Below are 17,684 nucleotides of genomic sequence, written 5' to 3'. Positions count from 1 at the left end.
TTTTCATGAAGAAGGTTGGAATATTGGGAGGAACATTTGATCCACCACATTACGGGCATCTTTTAATTGCAAATGAGGTCCTTTCCGTACTTCAGCTTGATGAGATTCGGTTTATGCCGAATCAAGAGCCTCCTCACAAGAAGAAAACACAATCAGTTGATAATCATGATCGAATAAATATGCTGAATCTAGCCATTGAAGGAAACAGCGCTTTTAAAATTGAAACGATAGAGCTTGATAGAACAGGTCCTTCCTATACCATTGATACGATAAAAATCTTAAATTCACGGGATTCTGATGATCAATTTTACTTTATTATCGGCGCTGACATGATTGAATATCTGCCGAAATGGAATAAAATTGACGAACTGATTAAGCTCGTAAAATTCGTTGGTGTTGAGAGACCTAACTATAATCATTTGACAGAATATCCGATTCAATATGTAGATGTACCTGCTGTTGATGTTTCGTCAAGTATGATTCGAGAGCGTCTCGAGAATGGCAGGACGATTCGTTATTTATTGCCTGACTCGGTAATTCGTTATATTGAGGAGAAACAGCTATATGGAACGAAATGAGGCACTTAAAGTCGTAAAGGAACAATTGACAGACCATCGCTATCAGCATACGCTTGGGGTAATGGAAACAGCAATAATCCTTGCTAAACAGGTTGGTGCAGATGAAAAAAAAGCAGAATTGGCAGCAATTTTTCACGATTATGCAAAATTCCGACCGAAGGAAGAAATGAGAGAAATTATTCTCACTCAAGGGTTTCCACAAGATTTATTGGAATATAATGCAGAATTATGGCATGCGCCAGCAGGAGCTTATTTAGTGGAAAAAGAAGCAGGGATTACTGACACTGATGTCCTAACAGCCATACGCTATCATACTTCCGGCAGACCAGGAATGTCTTTACTTGAGAAGGTAATCTATTTAGCGGATTATATTGAACCTGGAAGACACTTTCCCGGCGTAGAAGAAGTAAGAGAGATGGCAAAAGAAAATTTGGATAAAGCTCTAATTAAATCGATTCAGAATACAATCAGCTTTTTATTGAAAAAAAATCAACCAATTTACCCTGAAACATTTCAAACCTATAATGATCTTGTCAAAAAACTGGAGGATTGATGAATGAACAATCAAGAATTGCTTAAAATTGCGGTTAAAGCTGCCGATGACAAAAGAGCGGAAGAGATTATTGCCCTGAATATGAAGGGAATTTCCTTAATTGCTGATTACTTTATTATTTGCCATGGAAATTCAGATAAGCAAGTACAAGCTATTGCTAAAGAAATGAAGGAAAAGGCAGAAGAACACGGTTATGATGTAAGAAGAGTAGAAGGCTTTGATGAGGCAAGATGGGTCTTGATTGATCTCGGCGATGTGGTTGCCCATGTATTCCATCGAGAAGAACGCAGCTATTATAACCTCGAACGTTTATGGGGAGATGCTCCGCATGAAGATGTTCTCAGTGAGTTAAATTCATGAGTTACGAACAATTTGCCTATCTATATGATGAACTGATGAAGGATGCTCCCTATGAAAAGTGGGTCAGATTTGTTCAAGATAGGCTGAAAGAAAACGGTGATAGTGGTATTCGTTTTCTTGATTTAGCGTGCGGGACTGGCGAACTGTCCATTCGATTCGCCAAGGAGGGTTTTGATGTTACAGGAGTCGATTTATCAGAGGATATGCTCGCTGTAGCTCAAGCAAAGTCTGAAGAACAGGGGATGTCTATTTCATTTTATCAGCAAGATATGACCAGGTTGGAGGGACATGGTTCATTTGATGTTATTGGGATCTTTTGTGACTCGCTTAATTACCTGAAAACCGAAGAGGACGTTCTTCAAACCTTTTCATCGGTATATCAGCATTTGAAACCAGGTGGAATATTCATTTTCGATGTTCATTCGATTTTCAAAATATCTCAAATTTTTATCAATCAAACCTTTGCATTAAATGATGAACATGTCTCTTATATATGGAATAGCTTTCCGGGTGAGTTTCCAAATAGTGTCGAGCATGACCTCAGTTTTTTCGTTTTAGATGAAAAGTCGGGGATGTATGACCGATTTGATGAACTTCACTTTCAACGAACCTATCCTGTGGAAGACTATAAAAATTGGTTGCATCAAGCTGGTTTTGGTTTTGAAGAAATCAAAATATGTGCAGATTTTGAAAATACAGCTCCATTGCCACAATCCGAAAGAATCTTTTTTGTGGTCAGTAAAAAATAAAAGCCATCTTTTTTAAAAAGATGGCTTTTTATAGAGGAATTTGTCTTTTAATGGCGAATTAATGATTAAAGAACTGCAGCCCGACCTTCTCGAGATCCTCGTCAAACTTTGCGTGTGTGGCTTGAAATACATGCTCGAAAACTTCACCTATTTCTTTTTCCAGCACCTTGATCCCCTCACCTGTTATGCCGCCCTTTACACAAACCTTTTCTTGTAATGATGGTAATGTATAATGCCCTTGTTTAATTAGCTCTCCTAAACCAACAATCATTTCACTTGCTAGTATGGTTGCCGTTTCTTCATCAATTTCCGTTTCTTTAACCGCTGCTACGACAAAGCGCTGGAGTAAATAGCTAAAAAATGCAGGGCCGCAGCTGACGATATCGGAGGCAACTCTTGTTATCTTCTCATCGATAAAAACCGGAACAGAAATCTTCGAAAACAGATTCTCCACTTTTCTCTTCCAAACATTATTACAATGGTCTCCATAGGTGATTAATGAAACTCCCGACAGCGCCCGGTTCGTTATGCTTGGAATCACCCGGGCAGTTGAACAAGTAACCTTCTGTTCTATTTGGATGGTACTAATAGGGCTTGTAATTGAGATCACGCATTTGTCTTCATTTAAATAGGGATTGATTTCTTCGAGAATTTTGTACACATCAAGTGGCTTTACACAAATAAACACGAGATCGGATTCAACCGCCACCTCTGCTGCATTGTTCCCAACCCTTAGTTTTTTATATTTATCTTTAAGCAGCATCGCTTTTGATTTTGTTCTGTTTGTGATCAACGTTGAAGAAGGGGAAATGGCTTTTCCATCGATTAAGGCTTCCACTAAAATCCTCCCCATATTTCCGGTGCCGATGAAACCTATATTCATTGTTCCGACCCTCCTTTGCATACAAGTTTCTCTTTTAACAATATGAAAATCAATAGCGAAATATACCTTTAGAAAGGATGGTTCTTTGTGAAAGATTGGTTTATGGAACATAAGCTCTTTGTAGTTATTGCTGTATTAATTTCTATAGGTGGAATTTATTATTTTTTTATTTATCAAGAGAATCCTACCTCTGTAACCGCGCCACAACTGAATAGCACGGAAAGTGAGTTTCAAGGAGAGAACACGGCCAAGCAACCGGAAGAACCGGCAAAGAAAGAACAAAAAGCAGAAGCGATTATGGTGGATGTGAAAGGACAAATTAGGCACCCTGGAGTATATCCTGCTACAACAGGAGAACGGGTGATTGATTTGATTGAGCGTGCAGGTGGTTTAGCGAATAAAGCAGACGAAAGCCAAGTAAACTTTGCTGAACATGTTCAGGATGAAATGGTTATTTATATTCCTGCGAAAGGGGAAACAGATTCTCCTCCTGCCGCTATTGCGGGAAGCGGCCAAATGGGTTCTACCGGAGGCACTCCTGCCAACGTAAAAGTGGATTTGAATAAAGCCGACGCTACTCAATTACAAACCTTACCGGGGATTGGACCTGCAAAAGCTGCTGCAATCCTTGAATATCGTGAAACATCTGGTGGGTTTAAAACGGTTGAAGATTTAAAAAACATCAGTGGAATTGGAGATAAGACATTCGAAAAACTGAAGGATTTGGTAGAAGTTCACTGATTTCTTTAGTTTGACCAAATGAAATATCCCCATTACACTTAAATCAGTGATTAATGAAGTTTTGGGGGAGTAGAGAATGGAAAGAATTTCGTGGGATCAATATTTTATGGCACAGAGCCATTTGCTTGCTTTAAGAAGTACATGCAGCCGCCTAATGGTAGGGGCAACGATTGTTCGCGATAAACGGATTATTGCCGGGGGTTACAATGGTTCAATTGCGGGAGGTGACCACTGTATCGATAAGGGGTGCTATGTCATTGACAATCATTGTGTGAGGACAATTCACGCTGAAATGAATGCATTGCTTCAGTGTGCGAAATTTGGTGTCCCTACTGCAGATGCAGAAATATATGTGACTCATTTTCCTTGTCTGCAATGTTGTAAGTCAATCATTCAGGCAGGCATTAAAACTGTTTATTATGCTGAGGATTATAAAAATCACCCCTATGCAATCGAGCTTTTTCAAGAGGCGAAGGTTCATGTCGAAAAAGTAGAATTAAAGGAACAAAGCATTGATTTTAGCACGCTAAATCAATAAGGAATTATATTAGCGCCGGCAATCCCAACCGACCGGCGTTTTTGTTTCTTTAATTCAGAAATGGAGAAATATCATGGAAGGAAAATATTTTTATTTTGCTATTTCTGCCTTACTGGGTGTTTTATCTTCGCTCAATATAGCCGTTCCATTTATTTTCGCTGCAATTGTTTTCTTTTCTTTAGTGTTTACATATAAAAAGTATTCTTCCCCGCAGTTATTCCTCCTGTTTGGTGTTTTCCTGGTGTTTTTCCTGTCTGCCCAGAATGTCAAAATTAACAGCCAAACGGTTATTCCATCGAGTACGAAGGTTTTTTACCTAGAGTTTATGGATGATACGAAAATAGATGGTGATTTATTGCAGGTAATGGCAAAGGAAAAAGCGTACAAAGAAAAACTCTTAATTCGTTACCGGATTCATTCGGAGGCTGAAAAGGGAGCTATGAAAAATAAAAGTTTTTATGGAAGGTTATGTAAGGTCTCAGGAGAATTGTCTAAACCTTCAATTGCTAAAAATCCGAATGCCTTTAACTACCGTGCGTATTTAGCGAATAAAAAAATTTATTGGATCGTTGAAACCCAGAAAAATCCTTTGCAAACCTGTATCCCCCAAAAATTGACACCGGTTGTTTTTATTAAAGAGCTCCGTTTTTATGGTATCCATTACCTTGAAACTCATTTTCCACCAGAAATCTCCTCGCTTTCAGCTGCCTTAATCTTTGGGGATCGAAGCCTGCTTGGTCCTGAGGCTTTAGTTGATTATCAAAAAACGGGAATTGTTCACCTGCTCGCTATATCCGGTTTACATGTATCTCTTTTAATTGGAATGGTTTATTATCTTGGGATTCGAAGTGGTCTTACAAGAGAATTTATGACGCAATTTCTGCTTTTTTTACTGCCAATCTATGCTATTTTAACTGGCGGGTCCCCGTCCGTCATTCGTGCCGTTTTAATGATTTTTCTTGTCCTTATAACGGTAAAGTGGAAAAATAAAATAAAACTGATCCCAATTGATGCAATCAGCATTGCCTTTATCCTCTATTTACTCATAAACCCCATGGTCGTTTATGATGTCGGTTTTCAGCTATCATTTACAGTAAGCTTTGCGATTATCGTATCCGCCAAAATCATCCTCAAGAAATATCGAAATAGCTTAGCTAAAATGCTGGTAACATCGATTATCTCCCAATTAGCTTCACTACCATTATTGCTTTACCATTATTTTGGGGTTTCATTGATCAGTATTGCAGCCAACCTGCTGTACATCCCTTTATTTTCATTTGTTTTTCTTCCTGGTTTATATTTTTTATTTTTTATTCAAATTATTTTTCAAACAACTCCTTCCATCCTGCTTGCTTTTTTTATAAAAACCATTACGCTTTCCAATCAACTAATCCATTATCTTTCTGATTTTTCTATCGCCCTTTTTGTTCCAGGCAGACCCGGAATTCTTTTCCTCATTCTGTATATGGCAGCCATTCTTGCTGTTTTTTTTGTATGGGAAACTCCTTCCTATGTAAAAAAGCAACTTCATATTGTTGTCTTAACCGGCTTTTTAGTAAGTTTTCAGATCGTTTGGAATTGGCTGAATCCAGTTGGAGAGGTGACAATGATTGATGTTGGGCAAGGGGACAGTATTTTGATTCATCTCCCATCTGGGAAAGGAAATTATCTGATTGATACAGGCGGGACTGTCTCCTTTACAGAAGAAAACTGGAGGAGGAGGGAACGGCCTTATGAAATAGGAAGAGATGTCGTTATCCCATTTTTAAAAGGAAGGGGAATTACGAAAATTGACAAGCTTATTTTGACCCATGGGGACATGGACCATATTGGCGGTACATTCGCGATCCTTAAGGAAATGGAAATTGAACAAATTCTAATGCCTTCTGTTAAGGAACCATCACAAACTGAATTGGAAATTATTCATGAAGCGGAGAAAAAGGGCATTTCAGTCATGAAGGTTTCAGGAGGTATGAAATGGAAAACTAAGAACTATTTATTTTATGTCCTGTCTCCTGAAAAAAATTTTGAAGGAGAGCGGAACAGTGGGTCTATTACCATATTTGCTAAAATTGGCGGCCTTACCTGGTTCTTTGGCGGTGATCTTGACAAAGAAGGAGAAGAAAGGATCATTCATCACTATCCCGAATTAACCGTCGATATATTAAAGGCGGGGCATCATGGAAGTAAAACCTCGAGTTCTGAAGACTTTATTCAACAAATAAAGCCAAAAGTGGCCCTCATTTCGGCCGGTGAAAAAAATCGATTTGGTCACCCGCATAAGGAAACATTAGATATTTTACAAAAGTATCATGTGTTTATTTATCGTACGGATCAACAGGGAGCCATTACCTACCGTTTTTATAATGGACATGGAACCTTTTCAACCTTTCTGCCATAGGATAAAACATATTCAAAATAAATTTTTTCCAGAAAAAACGGCAAAGAGACTGCAGTACACTGCAGTCTCCTGAAAAATAAGTATGTAGCTAATTTATTAGGATCCAATTAACTTAATGACTGTTGCAATAATAAACATAATGGCAAAAAAACCAAATGAAACCCCAAAGCCTACTCCAGAATCAATAGCATCGTTCCGTTTACTTTGAACATCTTTCTCGAATTCATTCACAGTCTACCCCTCCTATTTCAACATATAGTATATGATATTTAAGTAAAAAAATCCAGCGTACTTAGAATTTTGCTCCACAGTGCAATGCTTAAAAAAATGGCGATTTACTTTCCTAAACTGACAAGAGTTAACACAAATAGTTTGTCCCGTCCCGTTCAAAATAATAGTACAAAAGAAACTCCGCCGAGCGATGATGGTTCCTAGGGCTAATGTTGCAGGCGTTCAATATAGATCGGGAATTGGTACTATCCAAAAAGCTGCCAATTCCCTTTAACTACTTGTCAAATCGTCCAAGCTTCTTTACGATAGGAAAGGAGATTTTTTTTTCGGGGAGCGTAAAGTGATGGTATTGGATATTTGGAAGAGAATAAAAAAAGGGGATTTTGCTCCCGTTTATTTATTGTACGGGAAAGAGGCTTTTTTAATAAATGAAACAAAACAGCTGTTACTCGACCGGCTTTTAAAAGAGGATGAGAAGGATTTTAATTACACTGCCTATGATTTAGAAGAAACACCAATCGAGGTCGCCTTAGAGGATGCCGAAACCTTTCCTTTTTTAGGTGATAAAAAAGTAATTTTTCTACATAACCCGCAATTTTTAACCTCTGAAAAAATAAAAGAAAAGATTGACCATAATTTATCCCGGTTTGAAACCTATCTAAAGGAGCCGGCGCCTTATACGGTGTTGGTCATTTCCGCACCGTATGAAAAGCTGGATGAGCGGAAAAAAATTACGAAGGAATTAAAACGAACGGCAGAGGTCGTCGAAGCAAAGAAACTGAATGAACACGAATTAAAATCATGGGTGAAAGAACGTGCAAGAGGGTATGGAATTGATATCGAACCGAGTGCTCTTGAGTTATTACTGACACTTGCAGGTACCAATATGTTTATGTTGTCTAGCGAAATGGATAAACTGGCCTTATACGCCCAAGATGAAAAAATGATTCATGCTGATTTGGTAGAAAAGCTGGTGTCGAGAACATTAGAACAAAATATTTTTACCTTGATTGAAAAAGTAGTGTCCCGGAAATTGGATGAAGCTCTAAGAATTTATTTTGATTTACTAAAACAAAATGAAGAGCCGATTAAAATTTTGGCTTTACTTTCCGGACAGTTTCGCTTGATTTATCAAGTGAAGGAGCTTTCAAGAAGAGGCTACGGACAGCAGCAGATTGCCGGTTTTTTAAAGACTCACCCCTTTAGGGTTAAATTGGCTGCCGGTCAGGCAGATAAATTTACGGATGAGGAATTGACAAACTTAATGAATTTGCTTGCCGAGGCAGATTATCAGATGAAGACCGGCGGGATGAATAAATCGCTGCTGATTGAAATGCTGCTATTCCGCCTGAATAAGTAAGTGAATATAAGAAAAAAACGATTCCAAGGAGGAATCGTTTTTTTTGGCTAATTATAGAGCGTTCGCTTTTTTAGCAAGGCGAGATTTTTTACGAGCAGCAGCGTTCTTATGGATAAGACCTTTTGCAGCAGCCTTGTCTAATTTACTTGCAGCAGTAACGAAAGCTTCCTTTGCAGCAGCAGCATCATTCGTTGTAACAGCAGCTTCTACTTTTTTAACAGCAGTACGCATTGCAGATTTTGCAGTTGTATTTTGAGCGTTACGTGCTTCGCTTGTTTTCACACGCTTAATAGCAGATTTAATGTTAGGCATTACATTCACCTCCTAAAGAGAATCGAGACTATATGAACTCGACTTTAACATTCATTCACAATTATTCAGAACAAGAGATATTTTATCAAACGAACGCTTATATTGCAATACTAGAATTATCGCTTGCATGTTTTTAAGTAAAAGGGGAAAAAATAGGAAATAGTATTTTTGGATGGGAGCGTTGTCTACTATGAAGGAGCAATCAATTGATCTTAGTAAATACTCTATTCGAACAGACCTGGCTATTGAGGCACGGGAGATGGTACTTGCCGGACGAGGGGACTCAGTTCAGCAGGAGGAAAATCTATCCCAAATTGAAGGCGTCATAATAAAAGAAAAAGATGTGGATGATATAAAAGTTTCATTAGTAGAAGTTACCAAAGAAGGAGAAAAACAATTAGGAAAAAAAGCTGGGAGATATTTAACACTCGAAGTGCAAGGAATACGTGGGCAGGACACAGAGCTGCAGAAAAAAGTAGAAGAGATTTTCGCGCATGAATTTGCCCATTTTTTAGAAGGGACAGGCATTAAAAAAACACACTCCTGTCTTGTGGTAGGGCTCGGGAATTGGAATGTTACTCCTGATGCACTTGGGCCGATGGTTTGTGAAAATTTGCTGGTAACCAGACATTTATTTCAGCTTCAGCCTGAGAATGTGGAAGAAGGATATCGCTCTGTTAGTGCATTGTCACCAGGTGTTATGGGCTTAACGGGGATTGAGACAAGTGACATCATTTTCGGTGTGGTTGAAAAAACAAAACCTGATTTTGTCATTGCCATTGATGCCTTAGCCTCTCGATCGATTGAGCGTGTAAATTCGACGATTCAAATTTCTGATACAGGTATTCATCCCGGGTCAGGGGTTGGTAATAAAAGAAAGGAATTAAGTAAAGAAACTTTGGGAATTCCTGTCTTTGCAATTGGGGTGCCAACCGTTGTGGATGCGGTTTCGATTACGAGTGATACGATTGATTTTATCCTTAAACATTTCGGAAAAGAATTGAAGGAAGGAAATCGTCCGTCGAGATCGCTTGCACCCGCCGGTATGAGCTTTGGGGAAAAACGAAAGTTGACGGAAGAGGATTTACCGGAAGAAAAGCATCGAAAAACCTTTTTAGGGATCATTGGGACATTATCGGATGAAGAAAAGAGAAAATTAATTTATGAGGTTCTATCGCCGATTGGCCATAATTTGATGGTCACACCAAAGGAAGTGGATGTTTTTATTGAAGACATGGCGAATTTAATTGCCAATGGTTTGAATGCATCGCTTCACGGGGCAGTCAATCAGGAAAATGCCGGGTATTATACGAGGTAGTTTTACTTTAGGCTTCCTACTTCTACTAAGAGCCCTTTTGGTGTCTAGTTAATAAATCGGTTCTATTAACTCTAGCATCGACATAATATTTAGTAGAAAAGTCTATGGGGAATCTTGTCTGTTGATTTGCGCTTCAGGCGCTTCGCTTTCCGCGGGCGGGTTCGGGGAGCCTCCTCGGCGCTAAAGCGCCTGTGGGGTCTCCCCTGTCCCGTGCTCCCGCAGGAGTCTCGCGCCTTCCGCTCCGATCAGCACAGAGTTTTAACACTGGTAAAGAATTTATAGAAAGAAAGGAAGCGGCTGTATGAAGTTGTTTATGCTTAAAAGTTTAGGGATTGCAGCTTTAATGTTTATCTCTGTTTTAGCGGGAATGCAGCTGGCGAATGACGGGATTCATCGAATGAAGGGCTATAATGATCCTAATTTTCAAAAGGCTGTTACGATAAATGATAAAGGGAATGACTTACATGCCTCGGTAATGGGAAATCAAATTACCAGCCATGATATCGAAACAAAAAAGAAAAAGCTAGAAGAGATGAATGCATTTAATTTATTTTCTTCAATGGGCAAAAAAATGTCCGAAGGAATTTCCGGTGCGTCTAAAAAATTAGTGGAAAGCATTTCTAAGTAACGCGAGTACGGTACCAGACGGCGTGTTGCCTTTTCTATTTTCACTTTTCATTGAATCTTGATTATCCTACTGCTATAATCAAAAATAGTGTACTTGTGTGAGTATAGTAGGAGTGAACGACCATGAACAGAGAAGACAAGCTCAAACGACAATCAAAGATTAGAAATTTTTCAATTATTGCCCATATTGACCATGGGAAATCAACGTTAGCAGACCGAATTTTAGAAAAAACGAATGCATTATCATCCCGCGAGATGAAAGATCAGCTTTTAGATTCAATGGACCTCGAGCGTGAGCGCGGAATTACGATAAAGTTAAATGCTGTACAATTAAAATACAAAGCAAAAGATGGAGAAGAATATATTTTCCATTTGATTGATACACCGGGACACGTCGACTTTACCTATGAGGTATCAAGAAGCCTTGCTGCCTGTGAAGGCGCGGTATTAGTCGTTGATGCTGCTCAGGGAATTGAAGCACAGACACTTGCAAACGTATACCTTGCTTTGGATAACAATCTTGAAATTTTACCTGTTATTAATAAAATTGACTTACCGAGTGCTGAACCTGAAAGAGTTCGTAATGAAATTGAAGAAGTCATTGGCTTAGATGCATCTGAGGCTGTTTTAGCTTCTGCAAAAGCAGGAATCGGAATCGAAGAAATCCTCGAACAAGTGGTAAAAACAGTACCAGCACCAACTGGAGACCCTGAAGCGCCATTAAAAGCCCTGATTTTTGACTCTCTTTACGATGCCTATCGCGGCGTTGTTGCCTATATTCGTGTGGTAGAAGGATCCGTCAAGGTTGGCGATAAAATTAAAATGATGGCTACTGGAAAAGAATTTGAAGTAAATGAAGTAGGCGTGTTTACTCCAAAGGCTACGATGCTGGACGAATTAAACGTTGGTGATGTCGGCTTTTTGACTGCATCTATTAAAAATGTTGGCGACACCCGTGTCGGAGATACCATTACAAATGCAAAAAATGGCGCTGTTGAGCCGCTGCCAGGTTATCGTAAACTAAATCCAATGGTGTATTGTGGACTTTATCCAATTGATACTGCCAGATTTAATGATCTAAGGGAAGCACTTGAAAAACTTCAATTGAATGACTCTGCCCTTCAATTCGAACCTGAAACCTCACAGGCACTGGGCTTTGGCTTCCGTTGCGGTTTTTTAGGACTCCTTCATATGGAAATCATTCAGGAACGGATTGAACGTGAATTTAAAATCGATTTGATCACAACTGCACCGAGTGTTATCTATCATGTTTATATGACAGATGGAACACAATTAAATGTAGATAATCCGTCCAACATGCCGGAACCGCAAAAACTTGACCGTGTTGAGGAGCCGTATGTAAAAGCAACGATGATGGCTCCTAACGATTATGTTGGTGCGATTATGGAACTTTGCCAGTTAAAGCGCGGAATTTTCGTCGATATGCAATACCAGGGAGAAAATCGGGTAAGCATCATTTATGAAATTCCATTGGCCGAAATTGTTTACGATTTCTTTGACCAGTTGAAATCAAGTACCCGGGGTTATGCATCTTTCGATTATGAACTGATTGGCTATAAACCATCCAGTCTGGTAAAAATGGACATATTATTAAATACGGAAAAAGTCGATGCATTAAGCTTTATCGTCCATAAAGATTTTGCCTATGAACGTGGGAAAGTCATTGTTGAAAAGCTGAAGGAGTTAATTCCAAGACAGCAATTTGAAGTGCCTATTCAAGCGGCAATTGGTCAAAAAATTGTTGCACGTTCCACGATCAAAGCGATGCGTAAAAACGTATTAGCAAAATGTTATGGCGGCGACATTTCTCGTAAACGTAAGCTGTTAGAGAAACAAAAAGAAGGTAAAAAACGAATGAAACAGGTTGGATCTGTTGAAGTACCGCAGGAAGCCTTTATGGCGGTATTAAAAATGGATGACAACAATACAAAAAAATAAATGAAAGGGAGGTTAGGATCTGTCTGATATCAGGCAAGTCTAACCTCTTTTTGTTACTGAAATAGAAGGTGAAAAAATGATTAATGCAGCCTATCTTCATATCCCATTTTGTGAGCATATCTGTCATTATTGTGATTTTAATAAAGTGTTTTTAAAAGGCCAGCCGGTAGATGAATATTTGGACGCCCTGAATAAAGAAATGATTTTGACAGTAAAACAATTTCCATCCAAACAAATAGATACGATTTTTGTTGGAGGAGGAACACCCACTTCATTAAACGAGCAGCAGCTTTACCGGTTTTGTGAAAATATAAATCAGAACCTGCCAAAAAGCGAAAATTACGAGTTCACCTTTGAGGCGAATCCAGGGGACTTAACAAGGGAAAAATTAAAAATATTAAAGGATGCGGGTGTAAATCGAATCAGCCTTGGTGTGCAAACCTTTAATAATGAGCTTTTAAAAAAAATCGGCAGAGTACACCAGGCGAAGGATGTTTTTCAATCAGTTGCAAATGCAAAAGAGGTTGGTTTTGAGAATATTAGCATTGACCTAATCTTTAGCTTACCGACACAGACTATTACGGATTTAAAAGAAACTTTAACAGAGGCATTTTCTCTAGATATTACCCATTACTCAGCCTATTCTTTAATCATTGAACCTAAAACTGTTTTTTACAACCTATTGAAAAAAGGCAAGCTGCCAACTCCAGGCGAAGATACAGAAGCTGTGATGTATGAATTGATGATGGAAGAAATGGACAAACATGGTTTTAAACAATATGAAATCAGCAATTTTTCAATTCCGGGCTATGAGAGCAGGCACAATCTAACCTATTGGAATAACGACCATTATTATGGATTTGGAGCAGGAGCACACAGTTATGTAAATGGGGTCAGACGATCCAACCTAGGCCCCTTAAAAAAATATATCGATCAAATAAACAATGGAAATCTTCCAGTCCTTGATGAACATCCTGTATCGTTTGCGGAACAAATGGAAGAGGAAATGTTTTTAGGTTTAAGGAAAACAGAAGGTGTTTCCATATCTAAATTTACATCTAAGTTTGGAAAAAATCCTTTTGAGTTGTTTCGGAAAGAATTAGAGGATTTAATAAATAAAAAGTGGCTGGAAATCAACGATGAATATATCTTTTTAACGAAAGAGGGACGCTTTTTAGGGAATGAAGTTTTTCAATCATTCTTGGGAGTTGTTTAGCCCTAAGGTTATTCTTCTTTTCGATTACAAATGATTGACACCTTCCCCCCTTTTTGATAATTTATTAGTAGAATTAGCACTCGATGGTTATGAGTGCTAACAGAGGTGATGCGTGTGTTAACAGATCGTCAATTGTTAATTCTTAAGGTGATTGTTGATGACTTTATTCGATCTGCGCAACCTGTTGGCTCAAGAAGTTTATCGAAGAAGGAAGAAATTTCGTTTAGTTCGGCAACGATTCGGAATGAAATGGCTGACCTTGAGGATTTAGGCTTTCTAGAAAAAACTCACACTTCATCAGGCAGAGTTCCATCAGAATTAGGTTATCGTTATTATGTTGATCATTTGCTTTCACCACAAAAGCTAAATCAGCATGATGTTTCCATTATTCAATCGCTTTTTGCAGAAAGAATTTTTGAGTTTGAAAAGATTATTCAAAAATCTGCAAAAATCCTATCTGAATTAACGAATTATACATCGATTGTCCTAGGACCAGCTGCAAGTATTAATAAACTTAGGAAGATTCAAATTATCCCATTAAATAAAGAAACAGCTGTTGCCATCTTTGTTACGGATACAGGACATGTAGAAAATCGTACTTTTTATTTGCCGCCTTCTGTTGATGCGAGCGATTTAGAAAAAACCGTTAACATTCTAAATGAACGGCTGACAAATGTTCCCCTTGAGGAATTAACCGGTAAAATTTATAAAGAAGTTGCCCTGTTACTTAAACAGCATATTCATAATTACGATTTTATGATGAAGACCATCACTGAATCCCTGAAAATGCCTGTGAATGAAAAACTTTTCTTGGGCGGTAAAACCAATATGTTAAGTCAGCCTGAATTTCACGATCTATCCAAAATTCGCGGCTTGTTAACAATGATTGATCAGGAGGATTGGCTTTATAACCTAATCAGAAAAGAATCGGAAGGGCTAAATGTTAAAATCGGCCGTGAAAATGAAAATAGTGCAATGGAGAATTGCAGCCTGATAACGGCTACCTACTCTGTTGGGGCTGAAAAATTAGGGACGATTGCCATCCTCGGCCCGACCCGCATGGAATACTCTCGTGTCATTAGTTTACTTCAGTTAGTTAGTAAGGATTTAAGTTCAGTCCTTACGAAACTGTATCAAAACAATTAGCACTGGTAATATTGAGTAAGGGTGAAATGTCCTAGTGTTTCGCCCCTCTTACCATGAATTGGGATATTTTAATAAATGATGATAAATGCTTTAAGGGAGGTGAGTAAGTTGACGAACGAGAATCAAAATACGATTAATGAAGAAATGGCTGAACAGACACAAGAAGCAAATCAAAAGGTAGAACTTACTGAGGAAAATACAGCAGAGACTGTATTTGCTGAGGAAGGGACAACAGGTGAATCAACCGTTCAGGACCTTTTAAAAGAAATAGAGGGATTGAAAAGCAAATTAGATGAAGCTGATAACCGTTATCTAAGGCTTCAAGCTGATTTTGATAATTTCCGCCGTCGTTCTAGATTGGATCAAGAAGCGAGCGAAAAATATAGAGCACAAAAGCTAATCACAGATTTATTGCCTGCATTGGATAATTTTGAAAGAGCCATGAAAGTGGAAGTGGACAATGAACAGGCAAAGTCACTGCTTCAAGGTATGGATATGATTTACCGCGGTATAGTGGACGCCTTGAAAAAAGAAGGCGTGGAACCAATTGAAACAGTTGAAAAAGAGTTCAATCCACATTTGCATCAGGCTGTGATGCAGGAATCAAACGAAAACTATGGTTCAAATATTATCATTGAGGAGTTCCAAAAAGGTTATTTATTAAAAGACCGAGTGATTCGCGCATCAATGGTAAAGGTAAATCAATAAGCCTACATATTATTTTAGGAGGAAAAGGCAATGAGTAAAATTATTGGTATTGACCTTGGTACAACAAACTCATGTGTTGCTGTACTTGAAGGCGGCGAGCCAAAAGTTATTCCAAATCCAGAAGGAAACCGTACGACTCCATCTGTTGTGGCATTTAAAAATGGTGAACGCCAAGTAGGGGAAGTGGCAAAACGCCAAGCAATTACAAACCCTAATACGATTATTTCAATTAAACGCCATATGGGTACTACTCATAAAGAGGATGTGGAAGGAAAGAGCTATACTCCACAAGAAATTTCAGCCATCATCCTTCAATATTTAAAATCTTATGCAGAAGATTATCTTGGCGAGCCGGTAACAAAAGCGGTTATTACTGTTCCTGCATACTTTAATGATGCAGAGCGCCAAGCAACAAAGGATGCAGGGAAAATTGCCGGTCTTGAAGTTGAACGTATTATCAACGAACCAACTGCTGCCGCTTTAGCGTACGGCTTAGACAAAACGGATCAAGATCAAACGATTCTTGTTTATGACCTTGGCGGCGGTACTTTTGACGTTTCCATTCTTGAACTCGGAGACGGTGTATTTGAAGTTAAAGCAACGGCTGGTGATAATCGCCTCGGCGGTGATGATTTTGACCAAGTCATTATTGATTATCTTGTAGAACAATTCAAAAAAGAAAACGGAATTGATCTTTCTCAAGATAAAATGGCTCTTCAGCGCCTTAAAGATGCTGCTGAAAAAGCAAAGAAAGATTTATCAGGTGTTACTTCAACACAAATTTCCCTGCCATTTATTACGGCTGGTGCTGCTGGACCACTTCATTTAGAAGTAACGATGTCTAGAGCGAAATTTGAAGAATTGTCTGCATCACTTGTAGAACGTACAATGGGACCTACTCGTCAGGCACTAAGTGACGCTGGCCTTTCTCCATCTGAAATTGATAAGGTCATCCTAGTTGGGGGTTCAACAAGAATTCCAGCTGTTCAGGAAGCGATTAAGAAAGCAACTGGAAAAGAGCCGCACCGCGGTGTTAACCCTGATGAAGTTGTGGCAATGGGGGCTGCTATTCAAGGCGGTGTTATTACTGGGGATGTAAAAGACGTAGTATTACTAGACGTAACTCCTTTATCCCTTGGTATTGAAACAATGGGCGGGGTGTTTACCAAGTTAATCGACCGTAACACAACAATCCCAACATCTAAATCTCAAGTATTCTCTACTGCAGCTGACAATCAAACAGCTGTTGACATTCATGTTCTTCAAGGTGAGCGTCCAATGGCAGCGAATAATAAAACATTGGGCAGATTCCAGTTATCCGATATTCCACCAGCACCACGTGGAATTCCGCAAATCGAGGTAACATTCGATATCGATAAAAACGGTATTGTTAATGTCCGCGCTAAAGATCTTGGTACTAATAAGGAACAGCAAATTACGATTAAATCTTCTACCGGCCTTTCTGATGAAGAAATTCAAAAAATGGTGAGAGAAGCAGAAGAAAACGCTGAAGCGGATAAGACACGAAAAGAAGAAGTAGAGCTACGCAATGAAGCAGACCAGCTTGTCTTTACAACGGAAAAAACGTTAAAAGACCTTGAAGGCAAAGTCGATGCAGCTGAAGTGGCAAAAGCAAATGATGCCAAGGATGCATTGAAACAAGCCATTGAAAAAAATGATTTGGATGAAATCCGCAGCAAAAAAGATGCATTACAAGAAATTGTTCAGGCTTTATCTGTTAAGCTTTACGAAGAAGCTGCGAAGCAAGCACAGGCACAGCAAGGAGCAGAAGGTGCTAGCGCTGGCGGTAAAGATGACAATGTAGTAGATGCAGAATTTGAAGAAGTAAAAGACGATAAGTAATAAATGAAAGAGAACATATGGAAAAGGTCAAAGTCAGTCTAGCGGCTTTGGCTTTTTCTTTGATTATTTATTATAAGGACATTAAGCTTTTTATTCTTGCAATATAAATCTTTAGAGTGTTAAAATAATCTTTATGTGAAT

17 protein-coding genes and 1 pseudogene are annotated in these 17,684 nt (G+C 38.7%); 15 read left to right on the top strand and 3 right to left on the bottom strand.

Annotated elements, in window-relative coordinates:
• Positions 1-5 precede the first annotated feature (5 nt).
• Genes RCG21_RS25880 through RCG21_RS25865 form a run of 4 tightly spaced genes read left to right on the top strand, consistent with a single transcriptional unit; the run spans position 6 to position 2,240 of the window.
• On the top strand, positions 6-578 hold the full coding sequence (locus RCG21_RS25880) for a nicotinate-nucleotide adenylyltransferase (RefSeq protein WP_133334491.1): 573 nt from the start codon (positions 6-8) through the stop codon (positions 576-578).
• Positions 565-1,131, top strand: coding sequence for a bis(5'-nucleosyl)-tetraphosphatase (symmetrical) YqeK (yqeK, locus tag RCG21_RS25875; protein WP_133334492.1), 567 nt, complete (start codon positions 565-567; stop codon positions 1,129-1,131). The genes RCG21_RS25880 and yqeK overlap by 14 nt, the downstream gene beginning before the upstream one ends.
• 3 nt (positions 1,132-1,134) lie before the next feature.
• On the top strand, positions 1,135-1,491 hold the full coding sequence (gene rsfS / locus RCG21_RS25870; protein ID WP_026572385.1) for a ribosome silencing factor: 357 nt from the start codon (positions 1,135-1,137) through the stop codon (positions 1,489-1,491).
• Positions 1,488-2,240, top strand: a complete 753-nt coding sequence (locus RCG21_RS25865; RefSeq protein ID WP_133334493.1) for a class I SAM-dependent DNA methyltransferase — start codon at positions 1,488-1,490, stop codon at positions 2,238-2,240. Before rsfS ends, RCG21_RS25865 begins: the two co-directional genes overlap by 4 nt.
• Before the next feature lie 58 nt (positions 2,241-2,298).
• Here the strand turns inward: RCG21_RS25865 and comER are convergent, their stop codons facing one another.
• Positions 2,299-3,123 (bottom strand): late competence protein ComER, encoded by an 825-nt coding sequence (gene comER / locus RCG21_RS25860; protein ID WP_133334494.1) that lies wholly within the window; start codon positions 3,121-3,123, stop codon positions 2,299-2,301.
• An 87-nt stretch (positions 3,124-3,210) separates the two neighbouring features.
• On the opposite strand from comER, the gene RCG21_RS25855 reads away from it, so the two are divergent.
• The 3 genes and pseudogenes from RCG21_RS25855 (at position 3,211) to RCG21_RS25845 (ending at position 6,803) form a co-directional block, all read left to right on the top strand.
• Positions 3,211-3,864 (top strand): helix-hairpin-helix domain-containing protein, encoded by a 654-nt coding sequence (locus tag RCG21_RS25855; protein WP_235824792.1) that lies wholly within the window; start codon positions 3,211-3,213, stop codon positions 3,862-3,864.
• Between the two features lie 76 nt (positions 3,865-3,940).
• Positions 3,941-4,381 (top strand): annotated as a pseudogene (locus RCG21_RS25850) (ComE operon protein 2); the annotation flags it as partial.
• A gap of 94 nt (positions 4,382-4,475) precedes the next feature.
• A complete protein-coding gene (locus RCG21_RS25845) occupies positions 4,476-6,803 on the top strand; it encodes a DNA internalization-related competence protein ComEC/Rec2 (RefSeq protein ID WP_133334495.1) in 2,328 nt (775 codons plus the stop codon).
• A 96-nt stretch (positions 6,804-6,899) separates the two neighbouring features.
• Here the strand turns inward: RCG21_RS25845 and RCG21_RS25840 are convergent, their stop codons facing one another.
• Positions 6,900-7,034, bottom strand: a complete 135-nt coding sequence (locus RCG21_RS25840; RefSeq protein ID WP_026572391.1) for a YqzM family protein — start codon at positions 7,032-7,034, stop codon at positions 6,900-6,902.
• A gap of 343 nt (positions 7,035-7,377) precedes the next feature.
• Here RCG21_RS25840 and holA point away from each other — a divergent pair, with 343 nt between their 5' ends.
• Positions 7,378-8,394, top strand: coding sequence for a DNA polymerase III subunit delta (gene holA, locus RCG21_RS25835; RefSeq protein WP_133334719.1), 1,017 nt, complete (start codon positions 7,378-7,380; stop codon positions 8,392-8,394).
• A 51-nt stretch (positions 8,395-8,445) separates the two neighbouring features.
• On the opposite strand, the gene rpsT is transcribed toward holA, so the two are convergent.
• On the bottom strand, positions 8,446-8,706 hold the full coding sequence (gene rpsT, locus RCG21_RS25830) for a 30S ribosomal protein S20 (protein ID WP_133334496.1): 261 nt from the start codon (positions 8,704-8,706) through the stop codon (positions 8,446-8,448).
• Between the two features lie 190 nt (positions 8,707-8,896).
• Here rpsT and gpr point away from each other — a divergent pair, with 190 nt between their 5' ends.
• From gpr to dnaK, 7 genes are all read left to right on the top strand, one after another.
• Entirely contained in the window at positions 8,897-10,024 is a 1,128-nt protein-coding gene (gene gpr / locus RCG21_RS25825) for a GPR endopeptidase (RefSeq protein WP_133334497.1), read from the top strand.
• 301 nt (positions 10,025-10,325) lie between these two features.
• On the top strand, positions 10,326-10,652 hold the full coding sequence (locus tag RCG21_RS25820) for a DUF3679 domain-containing protein (protein ID WP_133334498.1): 327 nt from the start codon (positions 10,326-10,328) through the stop codon (positions 10,650-10,652).
• A 122-nt stretch (positions 10,653-10,774) separates the two neighbouring features.
• Positions 10,775-12,610: a translation elongation factor 4 gene (gene lepA / locus RCG21_RS25815; protein WP_133334499.1), complete on the top strand. Its 1,836-nt coding sequence runs from the start codon at positions 10,775-10,777 to the stop codon at positions 12,608-12,610.
• Between the two features lie 76 nt (positions 12,611-12,686).
• The gene (gene hemW, locus RCG21_RS25810) at positions 12,687-13,826 is read left to right on the top strand and encodes a radical SAM family heme chaperone HemW (RefSeq protein WP_133334500.1); all 1,140 of its coding nucleotides are present in this window, start codon (positions 12,687-12,689) and stop codon (positions 13,824-13,826) included.
• Between the two features lie 114 nt (positions 13,827-13,940).
• Positions 13,941-14,972, top strand: a complete 1,032-nt coding sequence (gene hrcA / locus RCG21_RS25805; protein ID WP_133334501.1) for a heat-inducible transcriptional repressor HrcA — start codon at positions 13,941-13,943, stop codon at positions 14,970-14,972.
• A 108-nt stretch (positions 14,973-15,080) separates the two neighbouring features.
• Positions 15,081-15,680: a nucleotide exchange factor GrpE gene (gene grpE / locus RCG21_RS25800; RefSeq protein WP_308913888.1), complete on the top strand. Its 600-nt coding sequence runs from the start codon at positions 15,081-15,083 to the stop codon at positions 15,678-15,680.
• A gap of 30 nt (positions 15,681-15,710) precedes the next feature.
• On the top strand, positions 15,711-17,543 hold the full coding sequence (gene dnaK / locus RCG21_RS25795) for a molecular chaperone DnaK (RefSeq protein ID WP_133334502.1): 1,833 nt from the start codon (positions 15,711-15,713) through the stop codon (positions 17,541-17,543).
• Positions 17,544-17,684: the final 141 nt, after the last annotated feature.

Origin of the sequence: Bacillus salipaludis, assembly GCF_030938565.1 — a bacterium.
GTDB classification, from domain to species: domain Bacteria; phylum Bacillota; class Bacilli; order Bacillales; family Cytobacillaceae; genus Neobacillus; species Neobacillus salipaludis_A.
This window is presented reverse-complemented; position numbering and strand designations above follow the sequence as displayed.

Coding starts and splice junctions, on each gene's coding strand:
- RCG21_RS25845 (WP_133334495.1), top strand. CDS start 4,476: ATGGAAGGAAAATATTTTTATTTTGCTATTTCTGCCTTACTGGGTGTT.
- RCG21_RS25880 (WP_133334491.1), top strand. CDS start 6: ATGAAGAAGGTTGGAATATTGGGAGGAACATTTGATCCACCACATTAC.
- lepA (WP_133334499.1), top strand. CDS start 10,775: ATGAACAGAGAAGACAAGCTCAAACGACAATCAAAGATTAGAAATTTT.
- comER (WP_133334494.1), bottom strand. CDS start 3,123: ATGAATATAGGTTTCATCGGCACCGGAAATATGGGGAGGATTTTAGTG.
- RCG21_RS25865 (WP_133334493.1), top strand. CDS start 1,488: ATGAGTTACGAACAATTTGCCTATCTATATGATGAACTGATGAAGGAT.
- yqeK (WP_133334492.1), top strand. CDS start 565: ATGGAACGAAATGAGGCACTTAAAGTCGTAAAGGAACAATTGACAGAC.
- RCG21_RS25820 (WP_133334498.1), top strand. CDS start 10,326: ATGAAGTTGTTTATGCTTAAAAGTTTAGGGATTGCAGCTTTAATGTTT.
- holA (WP_133334719.1), top strand. CDS start 7,378: ATGGTATTGGATATTTGGAAGAGAATAAAAAAAGGGGATTTTGCTCCC.
- rpsT (WP_133334496.1), bottom strand. CDS start 8,706: ATGCCTAACATTAAATCTGCTATTAAGCGTGTGAAAACAAGCGAAGCA.
- rsfS (WP_026572385.1), top strand. CDS start 1,135: ATGAACAATCAAGAATTGCTTAAAATTGCGGTTAAAGCTGCCGATGAC.
- hemW (WP_133334500.1), top strand. CDS start 12,687: ATGATTAATGCAGCCTATCTTCATATCCCATTTTGTGAGCATATCTGT.
- gpr (WP_133334497.1), top strand. CDS start 8,897: ATGAAGGAGCAATCAATTGATCTTAGTAAATACTCTATTCGAACAGAC.
- dnaK (WP_133334502.1), top strand. CDS start 15,711: ATGAGTAAAATTATTGGTATTGACCTTGGTACAACAAACTCATGTGTT.